The sequence below is a fragment of the Enterobacter cloacae complex sp. 2022EL-00981 genome, assembly GCF_028737495.1.
Classification (GTDB): Bacteria; Pseudomonadota; Gammaproteobacteria; order Enterobacterales; family Enterobacteriaceae; genus Enterobacter; species Enterobacter cloacae.
Genome location: NZ_JAQZRK010000039.1, coordinates 29,408 through 43,589 on the forward strand (window position 1 = coordinate 29,408; position 14,182 = coordinate 43,589).

The window sequence follows — 14,182 nt, forward strand, 5'->3', positions numbered from 1 at the left end:
CAGGCAACAAAAAACCCATCAACCTTGAACCAAAACGGCGGGGTTGATGGGCTCCACAAATTGGGGACATCAAAGAAAAGCAGTGGCACTAGTTATGACTGCCCCCTGATAAAAAAGTTCTGCGCATAACGAAAATTTTTTCGTTACGCGCAAAGTTAAGAGTTATCCGAGTCCAGGCCAGATGATGATGATGAGCGTACCCGCCAGCGTAAGCAGTACGTTAGCGATAGCGTAGGTGCCCGCATAACCCAGCGCCGGGATGTTGCTGCGGGCGGTATCGCTGATGATTTCCATTGCTGGCGCACAGGTACGCGCACCCATCATTGCCCCAAAGAGCAGGGCGCGGTTCATGCGCAGCACGTAGGCGCCGAACAGGAAACAGATCACCACCGGTACCAGGCTGACGATAAGTCCGGAAACCAACATTTGCCAGCCGACGGCACCCAGGCTGTGGCCAATGCCGCTACCGGCGCTTAAGCCGACACCCGCCATAAAGACCATCAGACCGAACTCTTTCACCATGTTCAGCGCGCCCTGCGGAATGTAGCCGAAGGTTGGATGGTTCGCTCGCAGGAAGCCCAGCATGATACCGGCAAACAGCAGCCCGGCAGCGTTACCGATGCCAAAGCTAAAGTTGCTGAACTGGAAAGTGATCATCCCAATCATCAGGCCAACAATAAAGAAGGCGCAGAAGGCCAGCAGGTCGGTGACCTGGCTGTGAATGGAGATAAAGCCGATACGGTCGGCGACGGTTTTCACGCGGCGTGCGTCGCCGCTGACCTGCAATACGTCACCTTTATTCAGGACGACATTATCGTCGATAGGCATCTCAATCTGGCTGCGGATCACGCGGTTCAGGAAGCAACCGTGGTCGGTCAGCTTCAGCTGCGCCAGACGACGGCCGACGGCGTTGTGGTTTTTCACCACAATCTCTTCGGTGACGATACGCATGTCGAGCAGGTCGCGGTCGAATACCTCTTTACCGTTACGGAAGCTTGGGTCCAGCCGCGCGTGGGCATCCGGGTAACCCACCAGCGCGATGTCGTCGCCCATCTGCAGTACCGCGTCGCCGTCCGGGTTCGCCAGGATGCCGTTACGGCGGATACGTTCGATATAGCAACCCGTCTGGCGGTAAATCCCCAGCTCGCGCAGATTTTTACCGTCCGCCCAGGCGACCAGCTCTGGCCCGACGCGATAGGCGCGGATCACCGGCAGATAGACTTTACGTTTGGAGTCCGTGTCCAGACCACGCTCGCGGGCGATTTGCTGGGCGCTGGTCTGAAGATCCTGATGCTGCAGTTTCGGCAGGTAGCGTGCGCCCACAATCAGGCTCACCAGACCAATCAGATAGGTCAGGGCATAGCCCAGGCTCAGGTGATCGAGTGCGGTAGAAAGCTGTGACCCGGCCATACCAGAATGGCGCAGGGTATCGCCTGCACCCACCAGAACCGGTGTCGAGGTCATGGAGCCTGCCAGCATACCGGCCGTTAACCCGATATCCCAGCCAAACAGTTTACCCAGCCCTAACGCGATCAGCAGCGCACTGCCGACCATCACCAGCGCCAGCATCAGATAATTTTTGCCGTCGCGGAAGAAAATGGAAAAAAAGTTAGGACCCGCTTCCACACCAACACAAAAAATAAACAGCATAAAACCTAAGTTAAGCGCGTCTGTGTTAATGCTGAAATGCTGCTGACCTAATAATAAGGAGACGACTAAAACGCCAATGGAATTACCAAGTTGTACTGAACCCAGGCGCAATTTACCCAGGCAAAGGCCCAGCGCCAGTACCACAAATAATAACAGGATGTAATTCCCATTTAACAAGTCTGCGACGTTTATATTCACGGAGGCTAACTTCTTGTTTACCAGTAAGTTGTTGAATGAAAGGACATTTTGGGCTACTGTTTTCAGTGCCAGGAATACTTCTACACTCCCTGCGGCCAAAAAAATTCCCTAAGACAATAGCAGCTGGATAGTTTAATCGCATTAGCTACCAACGGCTACTCATTATCGCATAACCGTATGCGGGTTTTGGCAAGGATTGCCGCATAACTTTATCCGATCGGGTGTCCACGCGACGAAACTTTATTTGATAGAGAAGTCAGGAGGATAATTTGAACATTAAAGGAAAATGGGCAGGGGCGATAAGCTGTTTCTTACTGTTCACCGTTGTCTGTATGTCATTAGCGTTTAATGTTAAGGGGGCATTCAGAGCCTCCGGGCATCCGGAACTGGGACTGCTCTTTTTCATTCTGCCTGGCGTGGCCGCGAGTTTTCTCTCTCGCGAGGGCGAGGTTGTTAAGCCGCTGTTAGGGGCAATGCTGGCGGCACCGCTGTGTCTGGTGCTGATGCGGTTGCTTTTTGTGTCCACGCGAAGCCTCTGGCAGGAGCTGGCCTGGCTGCTGAGCGGCGTATTCTGGTGCGCGCTCGGTGCGCTGTTTTTCCTGTTTCTTCGCACTCTGATACGGCATCAACGGTTACATAATAAAAAAGAATGAGAACGCCGTTGCCGCAGATATTGTCGTCAAATACGGTACTGTGTACGGATTGCCCGGTATTCCAGTCCATACCTACCTTTTCCAGTCGTGACTGACAGCATCCCGCGTAGTGCGCCCAATGCCCTTAAGCCGTCTTTCTTGCCGGGTGGCGCTGCGCTTACCCGGCCTACAATCGGCATTAATATCAAGTAATTGCATTATTTATCGTAGGGCAAAACGCAAGACGCGCGCTGGATTAACAGGCTAATCCATGCATCATATGGTTCAATTCTATTGAATGAAGTGAAAAAGCAATAACTGGCAAATAGATAAAACCCCACGTCAGGGCGCGGGGTTTGCTTAGTGATTACTGAGCGGCAAACAGCCCCAGATGTTCTTTAGCGTAAGCTTCAAAATCGGTGCAGCCGCCAATGTGTTTCTGATCGAGGAAGATCTGCGGTACGGTTTCAACCGGTTTACCCACGGTTTTTTCCAGATCGGCTTTGGTGATGCCTTCTGCGTGGATATCCACATAGCGGAAGTTAAAGTCATCACGCTCTTCAGTCAGTTTTTCAGCCAGCTCTTTTGCGCGCACACAGTAAGGGCATCCTGGACGACCAAAAATTACTGCAAACATTTCTCTCTCCTCAAAAAACAAGCCTGACGGCGAATGACACGTATAGTGCACGATAACCTGCCGTCATTAAAGTAGGTTTCGCCTGTCGCTTTAATACCCTTGAGCTATGTTTCGCCAATTACATGCCGCGCATCATTGCCTATACTGGCTGCCACACGTATTAAGCAAGACAAAGAGAGAGACGATGACGCCAACAATTGACCTGCTCCGTTCCCACCGTTCTATCCGCCACTTCACCGATGAGCCCATTACCGAGGCGCAGCGTGAGGCCATCATCGACAGCGCCAGAGCCACCTCCAGCTCCAGCTTCCTGCAGTGCAGTTCGATTATTCGTATTACCGACAAGGCCATGCGCGAGCAGCTAGTGACGCTCACGGGCGGGCAGAAGCATGTAGCCCAGGCCGCCGAGTTCTGGGTATTCTGCGCTGACTTTAACCGCCACCTGCAAATTTGCCCCGAAGCTGAACTGGGGCTGGCAGAACAGCTGCTGCTGGGTGTGGTCGATACCGCGCTGATGGCGCAAAACGCCTTTACGGCGGCGGAATCGCTGGGATTAGGCGGCGTGTATATCGGCGGGCTGCGTAACAATATTGAAAGCGTAACCGAGCTGCTGAAGCTGCCGAAACACGTCCTGCCCCTGTTCGGTCTCTGCCTCGGCTGGCCGGCTGACAACCCGGATCTCAAGCCGCGCCTGCCTGCGGCGATGCTGGTCCATGAAAACCACTACCAGCCGGTCGACCAGGATGTTCTGAATCAATACGATGAAGAGCTGGCGCATTATTACATGACGCGCGGCAGCAATAACCGCCGCGATACCTGGAGCGACCACATCCGCCGCACCATTATTAAAGAAAATCGCCCGTTTATTCTCGATTATCTGCATAAACAGGGCTGGGCGACGCGCTAGTCCATTCGGTATGATACGCAGGCTTTTCCCATGTCTTTAGAGAGGTGCAGGGTGAAAATTGCCATTTTGTCCCGGGATGGAACGCTCTATTCATGCAAACGCCTGCGAGAAGCGGCGGCAAAACGCGGACATCAGATTGAGATCCTCGATCCGATGTCCTGCTATATGAACATTGACCCTGCTGCTTCCTCGATCCATTACAAAGGCCGCAAGCTACCGCATTTTGATGCGGTGATCCCCCGCATCGGCTCGCAGATCACCTATTACGGTACGGCCGCGCTGCGCCAGTTTGAAATGCTGGGCAGCTATCCTCTCAACGAATCTGTCGCCATTTCCCGCGCCCGGGATAAGCTGCGCTCGCTGCAGCTGCTCGCCCGCCAGGGGATCGATCTCCCGGTCACCGGTATCGCTCACTCCCCGGACGACACCAGCGATCTGATCGACATGGTGGGCGGCGCGCCGCTGGTCATCAAGCTGGTGGAAGGCACACAGGGTATTGGCGTGGTGCTGGCAGAGACGCGACAGGCGGCAGAGAGCGTGATTGACGCCTTCCGCGGCCTGAATGCGCACATTCTGGTGCAGGAGTACATCGAAGAGGCCAAAGGGCGCGATATCCGCTGTTTCGTGGTGGGCAATGAGGTGGTGGCGGCCATTGAGCGTCAGGCGAAAGAGGGCGATTTTCGCTCCAACCTCCACCGGGGCGGCGTTGCGCGGGTTGCTGATATCAGCGAGCGCGAGCGGGAGATTGCCGTGAAAGCGGCGCAAACGCTGGGGCTGGACGTGGCAGGCGTAGACCTTCTGCGGGCGACGCGCGGGCCGCTGGTGATGGAAGTGAATGCCTCGCCCGGGCTGGAAGGGGTAGAAAAAACCACCGGTGTCGATATTGCAGGTAAAATGATTGCATGGATTGAGCGTCATGCCACGCCGGGCTACTGTCTTAAAACGGGTGGTTAAATGGATTACCGCGCACTTTTTGAGTACCCTATGCGAAGTTTTTACTAAAGAGGCTCCACCGCGATGGATTTACAGGTCGTTCCAACACTGGATACGTTACGTCAATGGCTTGATGATGCCGGTATCACCTTCTTTGAATGTGATTCCTGCCAGGCGCTGCATCTGCCTCACATGCAGAATTTCGACGGCATTTTTGATGCCAAAATCGATCTCATTAACGACGTGATCCTCTTCTCTGCGCTGGCAGAAGTTAAGCCGTCTGCGCTGCTGGCGCTGGCCTCTGACCTCTCTGCGATCAACGCCAGTTCTTTGACGGTGAAAGCATTCCTCGATATACAGGATGATAATCTGCCAAAACTGGTCGTTTGCCAGTCTTTGTTCTCCGGCGCGGGGCTCTCCTTCAAGCAGTTCGCCTGGTTTATGCGTTTGAGTGAAGAGCAAATTTCAATGGTAATGATGGAAGCCAATGCACACCATCTGCTGTACAGCGCGGAAGACGATGCAGAGAATAATGATGCATCTCCCAATTTTCTTCACTAAGCCTGTCTGACTTTTGCGCAGTCGCTGCCAGAGCGGCTGCATAACGCCATTTATTCTGCTGCTTTTAACCTTTCTTTAAAGAATTTTTCACCTCCCCAAAGGCCATTTCGGCTTATCACGTAGACATAACCTGCATAAAAAATTGATAAAAGGCGTTTTTTCGTCTGGGCTATAGCCGGAGACACGGGCTACAGTTATTCTTGCGATGCTTAAAAAAGCGAGCGGATCCTGCCGGGTAAAGAGGTTTCTTTTTATTTTGAGCAGAGCGACAAACTATGCATGATTTTTGCATATATCCAGATTGCACAGTTTTAGTTCGTTTGTTAACGAGCTTTCAGAAGGAATAACACTATGATCGCCTTGAATAAAAAATGGTTATCGGGTCTGGTTGCGGGTGCTCTGATGGCCGTCTCTGCCGGCACGCTCGCTGCGGAACAAAAAACGCTGCATGTTTATAACTGGTCTGACTATATTGCCCCGGACACGGTGGCTAATTTTGAAAAAGAGACCGGCATTAAAGTGGTCTACGACGTGTTTGATTCCAACGAAGTGCTGGAAGGCAAACTGATGGCAGGCAGCACCGGTTTTGACCTGGTGGTACCGTCCGCAAGTTTCCTGGAGCGTCAGCTGACCGCAGGCGTTTTCCAGCCGCTGGACAAGAGCAAGTTACCAAACTGGAAAAATCTCGACCCGGAAGTGCTGAAGCTGGTCTCTAAGCATGACCCGGAGAACAAATACGCCATGCCGTATCTGTGGGCGACCACCGGTATTGGCTACAACGTGGATAAAGTCAAAGCGGCGCTGGGCCCGGACGTCAAGCTGGACAGCTGGGACGTGGTGCTGAAGCCGGAGAACCTCGCCAAGTTGAAAAGCTGCGGCGTCTCCTTCCTGGATGCCCCGGAAGAGATTTTCGCTACCGTGCTGAACTATCTTGGCAAAGATCCGAACAGCAACAAGGCGGATGATTACACCGGCCCGGCGACCGATCTGCTGCTGAAGCTGCGTCCGAATATCCGTTACTTCCACTCTTCACAGTACATTAACGACCTGGCTAACGGCGATATCTGCGTGGCAATTGGCTGGGCAGGGGACGTCTGGCAGGCGGCTAACCGCGCGAAAGAGGCGAAAAACGGCGTGAATGTCTCCTACTTCATTCCGAAAGAGGGGGCGCTGGCCTTCTTTGATGTCTTCGCCATGCCTGCCGATGCGAAAAACAAAGATGAAGCGTATCAGTTCCTAAACTACCTGATGCGTCCGGAAGTGATTGCTCATATCAGCGACCATGTCTACTACGCCAACGGTAACAAGGCCTCCTTGCCACTGATTAGCGAAGAGATCCGTAATAATCCGGCTATCTATCCGCCAGCGGATGTGTTTGCCAAGCTCTTCACCCTGAAAGTACAGGATCCAAAAATTGACCGCGTACGTACCCGTGCGTGGACCAAGGTGAAAAGCGGGAAATAACGGCGTTTGGTAACGTTGCCCGGTGGCGCTATCGCTTACCGGGCCGACACAACCCGTAGGCCGGGCAAGCGTTCGCGCCGCCCGGCGATGCGCACCCTGACGGTGCGTTTGCACCAGTTTTGATCTATGCCGGAGAACACCCCGTGAATGACGCGATCCCCCGCCCGCAGGCGAAAGTCCGTAAAGCGCTGACCCCGCTACTTGAAATTCGTAACCTCACCAAATCTTTCGATGGCCAGCATGCCGTGGACGACGTCAGCCTGACTATCTACAAAGGCGAAATATTTGCCCTTCTCGGGGCGTCTGGTTGCGGTAAATCAACCTTGCTGCGCATGCTGGCCGGGTTTGAACAACCTACCGCCGGGCAGATTGTGCTGGATGGCGTGGATCTCTCCAGCGTACCGCCGTATCAGCGTCCGATTAACATGATGTTCCAGTCTTACGCACTGTTCCCGCATATGACGGTGGAGCAGAACATCGCGTTTGGCCTGAAGCAGGACAAGCTGCCAAAAGCCGAAATCACCGCGCGTGTGGCGGAGATGCTGAGTCTGGTGCACATGCAGGAGTTCGCGAAGCGTAAACCGCACCAGCTTTCTGGTGGTCAGCGTCAGCGCGTGGCACTGGCCCGAAGCCTGGCGAAACGCCCGAAACTGCTGCTGCTTGATGAGCCGATGGGTGCTCTGGATAAAAAACTGCGCGACCGTATGCAGCTCGAAGTGGTGGATATCCTCGAACGCGTAGGCGTGACCTGCGTGATGGTCACCCACGACCAGGAAGAGGCCATGACCATGGCCGGGCGTATCGCGATCATGAACCGCGGTAAGTTCGTGCAGATTGGCGAGCCGGAAGAGATTTATGAACACCCGACTACCCGATACAGCGCGGAGTTCATCGGCTCGGTGAATGTTTTTGAAGGGCTGCTGAAAGCGCGTGAAGAAGACGGGCTGATCATCGAATCGCCGGGGCTGCAGCATCCGCTGAAGGTCGACCCGGATAACTCCGTGGTAGACAACGTGCCGGTCTATATCGCCCTGCGACCGGAGAAAATCATGCTCTGTGAAGATCCTCCGGCCGATGGCTTTAACTTTGCCGTGGGCGAAGTGGTGCACATTGCCTATCTGGGCGATCTCTCTATCTACCACGTCCGTCTGAAGAGCGGGCAGATGCTCAGCGCCCAGTTGCAAAACGAACATCGCTACCGTAAAGGACTGCCGACCTGGGGCGACGAAGTGCGTCTGTGCTGGGATGCGGACAGTTGTGTCGTGCTGACGGTATAAGGAGCGGCCAATGAGTACACTTGAACCGCCAGCCCGCGTCGAAAAACCGGGCGGCTTTGCGCACTGGCTGGCGCGCATGCAGATGAACCACGGCCGCAAGCTGGTGATTGCCATGCCTTACGTGTGGCTGATCCTGCTGTTCATGCTGCCGTTCCTGATCGTTTTCAAGATAAGCCTGGCGGAAATGGCGCGGGCGATCCCGCCCTACACCAATCTGCTGGACTGGGCAGACGGCCAGCTGACGCTGACGCTTAACCTTGGCAACTTCCTGCAGCTGACGGAAGATCCGCTTTATGTCGAAGCCTATCTGCAGTCACTGCAGGTGGCGGCGATCTCCACGCTCTGCTGTCTGCTGATGGGCTACCCGCTGGCATGGGCGGTGGCGCACAGTAAGCCCTCGACGCGCAACATTCTGCTGCTGCTGGTGATCCTGCCGTCGTGGACCTCGTTCCTGATCCGCGTCTACGCGTGGATGGGGATCCTGAAAAATAACGGGGTGCTGAATAACTTCCTGATGTGGTTAGGGGTTATCGATCAGCCGCTGACTATTCTGCACACCAATCTCGCGGTCTATATCGGGATTGTGTACGCCTACCTGCCGTTTATGGTGCTGCCGATCTATACGGCGCTGACGCGTATCGACTACTCGCTGGTGGAAGCCTCGCTGGATCTGGGCGCCCGTCCGCTGAAGACTTTCTTCAGCGTGATTGTGCCGCTGACCAAAGGCGGGATTATCGCCGGGTCGATGCTGGTGTTCATTCCGGCGGTTGGGGAGTTTGTGATCCCGGAACTGCTCGGTGGCCCGGACAGCATCATGATTGGCCGCGTGTTGTGGCAGGAGTTCTTCAATAACCGCGACTGGCCGGTGGCCTCCGCGGTGGCGATCGTGATGTTGCTGCTGCTGATCGTGCCGATCATGTGGTTCCACAAACATCAGCAGAAACAGATGGGAGACCACGGATGAACAACTTACCGGTAGTGCGCTCTCCGTGGCGAATTGCGATCCTGGTGATCGGCTTTACCTTCCTGTATGCGCCGATGCTGATGCTGGTGATCTACTCGTTCAACAGCTCCAAACTGGTCACCGTATGGGCTGGCTGGTCGACGCGCTGGTACAGCGAGCTATTCCACGACGATGCGATGATGAGCGCGGTGGGGCTGAGCCTGACCATCGCGGCGCTGGCGGCCACAATGGCCTGCGTGCTGGGCACGATTGCCGCGCTGGTGATGGTGCGCTTCGGGCGTTTTCGCGGCTCGAACGGCTTTGCCTTTATGATCACCGCGCCGCTGGTGATGCCGGACGTGATCACCGGCCTGTCGCTGCTGCTGCTGTTTGTGGCGCTGGCGCATGCCATTGGCTGGCCGGCGGATCGCGGCATGCTCACCATCTGGCTGGCGCATGTGACCTTCTGTACCGCGTACGTGGCGGTGGTCATCTCCTCGCGTCTGCGCGAGCTGGATCGCTCCATTGAAGAGGCGGCGATGGATCTCGGTGCCACGCCGGTGAAGGTCTTTTTCATCATCACGCTGCCGATGATTATGCCTGCGGTGATCTCCGGCTGGCTGCTGGCCTTTACCCTGTCGCTCGACGATCTGGTGATCGCCAGCTTTGTTTCCGGGCCAGGGGCGACGACGCTGCCAATGCTGGTCTTCTCCAGCGTGCGCATGGGGGTGAACCCGGAGATCAACGCCCTGGCGTCGATTATCCTCGGCGTGGTCGGAATTGTCGGATTTATCGCCTGGTATTTGATGGCGCGCGCGGAAAAGCAGCGCGTGCGCGATATCCAGCGTGCAAGACGCGGCTGAAGGAATTATTATTTCCAGTGATGTGCCGCGCATGACGCGGCACTGTTTTTCAGGGAAGTAAAACATTGGGATTATTAAAAAAATCACGTCTTACGCACGCTCGTCCAAACGTACCTGCGCTGGTGCAGGTGGCGGCGCTCGCTATTATTATGATCCGCTGTCTTGATGTACTGATGATCCTCAACACCCTGGGGGCGCGCGGCATCGGTGAGTTCATTCACCGCAGCGTGCAAACCTGGAACCTCACGCTGGTATTCCTCAGCAGCCTTGTGCTGGTGTTTATCGAAATCTACTGCGCGTTTTCGCTGGTTAAAGGGCGCAACTGGGCGCGCTGGGTCTATCTGCTGACGCAGGTGACCGCCGCCAGCTATCTGTGGGCCGCCTCGCTGGGCTATGGTTATCCGGAGCTGTTCAGCATTGCCGGTGGATCCAAACGTGAGATCTTCCATGCGCTGGTCATGCAGAAATTACCCGATATGCTGGTGCTCCTGCTGCTCTTTGCTCCAGCCTCAAGCCGGCGGTTCTTCCGCCTGCAATAATGTGTATAATCGCAGCCCTCGTTATTCTTAAGGTTTTCCTATGCAGTGCGCACTCTATGACGCCGGACGCTGCCGCTCCTGTCAGTGGATAGAACAGCCGGTCTCTCAACAACTCACCGCCAAAATGGCCGACCTGCAACAGCTGCTGGCTGAACATGCGGTGGGTGAGTGGTGCGCCCCCGTCAGCGGCCCGGAGCAGGGTTTTCGTAATAAAGCCAAAATGGTGGTCAGCGGCAGCGTAGAAAAACCGCTACTGGGCATGCTGCATCGCGACGGTACGCCGGAAGATCTCACCGGCTGCCCGCTTTATCCTGCCTCGTTTGAGCCGGTCTTTGCGGCGCTTAAACCGTTGATTGCCCGCGCGGGGTTAACGCCTTATAACGTCGCCCGTAAGCGCGGCGAGCTGAAATATCTCCTCCTGACCGAGAGCCAGATGGACGGCGGTATGATGCTGCGTTTCGTGCTGCGCTCGCAAGCCAAGCTGGAACAACTGCGCGCGGCGCTGCCGTGGCTGCAGGAGCAGCTTCCGCAGCTGAAGGTCATTACCGCCAATATTCAGCCGGTGCATATGGCGATTATGGAGGGGGAGACAGAGATCTTCTTCACCGGGCAGCATGCACTGGCGGAAACGTTCAACGACGTGCCGCTGTGGATCCGCCCGCAAAGTTTCTTCCAGACCAACCCGACGGTGGCGAGTGCGTTATATGCCACCGCCCGCGACTGGGTGTGGGCGTTAAACATCCATCATATGTGGGATCTGTTCTGCGGTGTCGGGGGATTTGGTCTGCACTGCGCCACGCCCGAGATGCAGCTGACCGGGATTGAGATCGCCGCCGAAGCGATTGCCTGCGCGAAACAGTCTGCCGCTGAGCTCGGATTAACCAATCTGCACTTCCAGGCGCTGGACTCCACGCAGTTCGCGACCGGCCAGGGCAACGTGCCGGAGCTGGTGCTGGTCAACCCGCCGCGCCGGGGCATTGGCAAGGCGCTGTGCGACTATCTGAGCCAGATGGCGCCGGATTACATTATTTACTCCAGTTGCAACGCCCGTACCATGGCGACAGATATCGCTCATCTGCCGGGCTACCGCGTTGAACGCGTTCAGCTTTTCGATATGTTCCCGCATACCGCGCATTATGAAGTGTTGACGTTGTTAACCCGCATCCCGGGTAAGGCGTAACCGCCACCCGGCATGACATCCGCAAAATCTTCAACAAAATGTGAACTCTTCAACCCTGCGAAATCAGGTAAGCTTACGTCATAAGAGATGAAATAAGGCTTACCCATGAAGCAGATCCTGCTGGTGGAAGATGACCACGATATCGCGGCACTTCTGCGACTCAATTTAGAAGATGAAGGCTACACCATCACCCACGAGCCCGACGGCGGCAACGCGCTACATTGCCTTGAAAAACAGCCGTGGGACGCGGTGATCCTCGATCTCATGCTCCCCAACGTCGACGGCCTGGAGATTTGCCGTCGTATTCGCCAGATGACCCGCTACCTGCCGGTGATCATTATTAGCGCCCGCAGCAGCGAAACCGATCGGATCACCGGCCTGGAAACCGGCGCGGATGATTATCTGGCAAAACCGTTCTCGGTGCAGGAGCTGATTGCGCGCATTAAGGCGCTGTTCCGCCGCCAGCAGGCGATGGGGCAGGCGCAGAGTGCCGGGAATATTCAGGCGCATGGCCTGACGATCGACCCGCTGGCCCGCAGCGTGCTGCTTCACGGCCAGATAGTGGATCTCACGCCGCGCGAGTTTGAACTGCTGTACTTCTTTGCCCGCCATCCTGGCGAGGTCTTCTCGCGTCTGGCGCTGCTGGAGCAGGTGTGGGGCTATCAGCATGAAGGTTACGAGCATACCGTTAACACCCATATCAACCGCCTGCGCATCAAGATTGAAAAAGACGCTGCCGAGCCGGAGATCATTCGCACCGTCTGGGGCAAAGGTTATAAATTTGCGGAGCCGCACCATGATGCGCCGCTTTAGCCTGAGCCAGCGCCTGACGCTGCTGTTTATTTTATTGATGATGCTCTGTGCCGTCGTCGCCTGCGCCGTCCAGCTCTACAGCAGCATGCAGTATGGTAACGCCATGGTTCAGCGTCTCTCTGGCGGCCTGGCGCAACAGATCGTGCAGCGCGAACCAATTCTGAACGCCCAGGGCAGGGTCGACCGTACCGCGCTGAAACCGCTCTTTGACAGGCTGATGACCTTCAACCCGAGCGTGGAACTGTACGTCGTCTCCCCGGATGGCGATATTCTGGCCGATGCCGCCCCGCCTGGCCATATTCAGCGACAAAGCATCGATCTCGCGCCGGTACAGGAGTTCCTCAGCGGTGCGGCCATGCCGGTTTTTGGCGACGATCCGCGTAGCCAGAACAAGAAAGTGTTCAGCGCGACGCCGTTACGTCAGGACGGCGAGCTTAAAGGCTATCTGTATATTATTTTACAGGGCGAGGAGTCGAACGCGCTGGCGGACATGGCCTGGCACAAGGCGCTGTGGAGTACGGTGCTCTGGTCAATGCTGTGGGTGGCGCTGTTTGGCCTGCTGGCGGGCTTACTGATCTGGTACTGGGTCACGCGTCCGGTTAAACGATTGACGCGTGAAGTGGCCGGGCTGGAGCATGACAGCATGAGCGCGATACGCGCGCTGGCGGTCCAACAGCCGGATGTGGCAGCAAAAGATGAAGTGGCGCTCCTGCGTAACAGTTTTATCGAGCTGGCACGCAAAATCACCCACCAGTGGGATCAGCTGGCCGACAGCGACCGCCAGCGTCGGGAGTTTATCGCCAATATTTCCCACGACTTACGCACGCCGCTGACCTCGCTGCTGGGCTATCTGGAAACGCTGTCGCTGAAATCCGCCACCCTGACGCCGCAGGAGCATCAGCAATACCTCACCACGGCGTTGCGTCAGGGGCAAAAGGTGCGTCATCTGTCACAGCAGTTGTTTGAGCTTGCGCGTCTTGAGCACGGCGGCATCAAGCCCCAGCGCGAGCGTTTTGCGATGGGAGAGCTTATTTCCGACGTGGCGCAAAAGTTTGAGCTCACGGCGCGCACGCGCGAGCTTCAGCTCCAGATAGACGTTCCCGGGCCGCTGCCGCTGGTGTATGCCGATGTCTCGATGATAGAGCGCGTGGTGACCAATCTGCTGGATAACGCCATCCGCCATACCCCTACCGGCGGCAAGATCCGTCTCGCCGTATGGCAGGAGAATGAAAAGCTACAGGTTGAGGTGGCCGATTCAGGAACCGGTGTGGATGCCGCGCTGCGCGACGATCTGTTCCAGCGGCCTTCCGCGTTGAATCCGCAAGCATCGCGGGAGAATCGCGGTGGGTTAGGGTTGTTGATTGTCAAACGGATGCTGGAACTACACGGGGGAGGGATCAGGCTGATGGAGTCGGTGAGCGGGGCGCGATTCAGGTTCTTCGTGCCGTTGTGAGAGAGTGCCGGGTGGCGCTGCGCTTACCCGGCCTTGTATTATCCTCCCGTACAGAAAGAACCGGCCAGTTCTTTCTGTCAGGCAGTCCACATGCCGTACCCGGCCTTAGGCCACGAACCTGTATCGTAGATC

General features: G+C 56.1%; 14 protein-coding genes. 12 read left to right on the forward strand and 2 right to left on the reverse strand.

Annotated elements, in window-relative coordinates; translation table 11 throughout:
- Positions 1-162: 162 nt before the first annotated feature.
- Positions 163-1,848: an aspartate:alanine antiporter gene (locus PUZ33_RS22690; RefSeq protein WP_014831222.1), complete on the reverse strand. Its 1,686-nt coding sequence runs from the start codon at positions 1,846-1,848 to the stop codon at positions 163-165.
- A 269-nt stretch (positions 1,849-2,117) separates the two neighbouring features.
- On the opposite strand from PUZ33_RS22690, the gene PUZ33_RS22695 reads away from it, so the two are divergent.
- Positions 2,118-2,501, forward strand: a complete 384-nt coding sequence (locus tag PUZ33_RS22695) for an inner membrane protein YbjM (RefSeq protein WP_013097375.1) — start codon at positions 2,118-2,120, stop codon at positions 2,499-2,501.
- 346 nt (positions 2,502-2,847) lie between these two features.
- On the opposite strand, the gene PUZ33_RS22700 is transcribed toward PUZ33_RS22695, so the two are convergent.
- On the reverse strand, positions 2,848-3,117 hold the full coding sequence (locus PUZ33_RS22700) for a GrxA family glutaredoxin (protein ID WP_006809455.1): 270 nt from the start codon (positions 3,115-3,117) through the stop codon (positions 2,848-2,850).
- A 184-nt stretch (positions 3,118-3,301) separates the two neighbouring features.
- On the opposite strand from PUZ33_RS22700, the gene nfsA reads away from it, so the two are divergent.
- From nfsA to PUZ33_RS22755, 11 genes are all read left to right on the forward strand, one after another.
- Complete coding sequence (gene nfsA / locus PUZ33_RS22705) at positions 3,302-4,024, forward strand: nitroreductase NfsA (protein ID WP_013097374.1); 723 nt, start codon at positions 3,302-3,304, stop codon at positions 4,022-4,024.
- Between the two features lie 51 nt (positions 4,025-4,075).
- Complete coding sequence (gene rimK / locus PUZ33_RS22710) at positions 4,076-4,978, forward strand: 30S ribosomal protein S6--L-glutamate ligase (RefSeq protein ID WP_013097373.1); 903 nt, start codon at positions 4,076-4,078, stop codon at positions 4,976-4,978.
- Between the two features lie 63 nt (positions 4,979-5,041).
- Positions 5,042-5,518: a YbjN domain-containing protein gene (locus PUZ33_RS22715; protein WP_003858385.1), complete on the forward strand. Its 477-nt coding sequence runs from the start codon at positions 5,042-5,044 to the stop codon at positions 5,516-5,518.
- Between the two features lie 351 nt (positions 5,519-5,869).
- Complete coding sequence (gene potF, locus PUZ33_RS22720) at positions 5,870-6,982, forward strand: spermidine/putrescine ABC transporter substrate-binding protein PotF (RefSeq protein WP_013097372.1); 1,113 nt, start codon at positions 5,870-5,872, stop codon at positions 6,980-6,982.
- 143 nt (positions 6,983-7,125) lie between these two features.
- Positions 7,126-8,259 carry a putrescine ABC transporter ATP-binding subunit PotG gene (potG, locus tag PUZ33_RS22725; protein WP_013097371.1) on the forward strand — a complete coding sequence of 378 codons (1,134 nt, stop codon included), beginning with the start codon at positions 7,126-7,128 and terminating at the stop codon, positions 8,257-8,259.
- Between the two features lie 10 nt (positions 8,260-8,269).
- On the forward strand, positions 8,270-9,223 hold the full coding sequence (gene potH / locus PUZ33_RS22730) for a putrescine ABC transporter permease PotH (protein ID WP_020689896.1): 954 nt from the start codon (positions 8,270-8,272) through the stop codon (positions 9,221-9,223).
- Positions 9,220-10,065: a putrescine ABC transporter permease PotI gene (potI, locus tag PUZ33_RS22735; RefSeq protein WP_013097369.1), complete on the forward strand. Its 846-nt coding sequence runs from the start codon at positions 9,220-9,222 to the stop codon at positions 10,063-10,065. The genes potH and potI overlap by 4 nt, the downstream gene beginning before the upstream one ends.
- A gap of 65 nt (positions 10,066-10,130) precedes the next feature.
- Entirely contained in the window at positions 10,131-10,604 is a 474-nt protein-coding gene (locus tag PUZ33_RS22740) for a YbjO family protein (RefSeq protein ID WP_020689898.1), read from the forward strand.
- Positions 10,605-10,644: 40 nt separating this feature from the next.
- Positions 10,645-11,784: a 23S rRNA (uracil(747)-C(5))-methyltransferase RlmC gene (gene rlmC, locus PUZ33_RS22745; protein WP_058681091.1), complete on the forward strand. Its 1,140-nt coding sequence runs from the start codon at positions 10,645-10,647 to the stop codon at positions 11,782-11,784.
- 105 nt (positions 11,785-11,889) lie between these two features.
- Positions 11,890-12,597 carry a response regulator transcription factor gene (locus tag PUZ33_RS22750; RefSeq protein ID WP_058681092.1) on the forward strand — a complete coding sequence of 236 codons (708 nt, stop codon included), beginning with the start codon at positions 11,890-11,892 and terminating at the stop codon, positions 12,595-12,597.
- Complete coding sequence (locus tag PUZ33_RS22755; protein ID WP_058681093.1) at positions 12,581-14,050, forward strand: sensor histidine kinase; 1,470 nt, start codon at positions 12,581-12,583, stop codon at positions 14,048-14,050. Before PUZ33_RS22750 ends, PUZ33_RS22755 begins: the two co-directional genes overlap by 17 nt.
- The last annotated feature ends 132 nt before the right edge of the window (positions 14,051-14,182 follow it).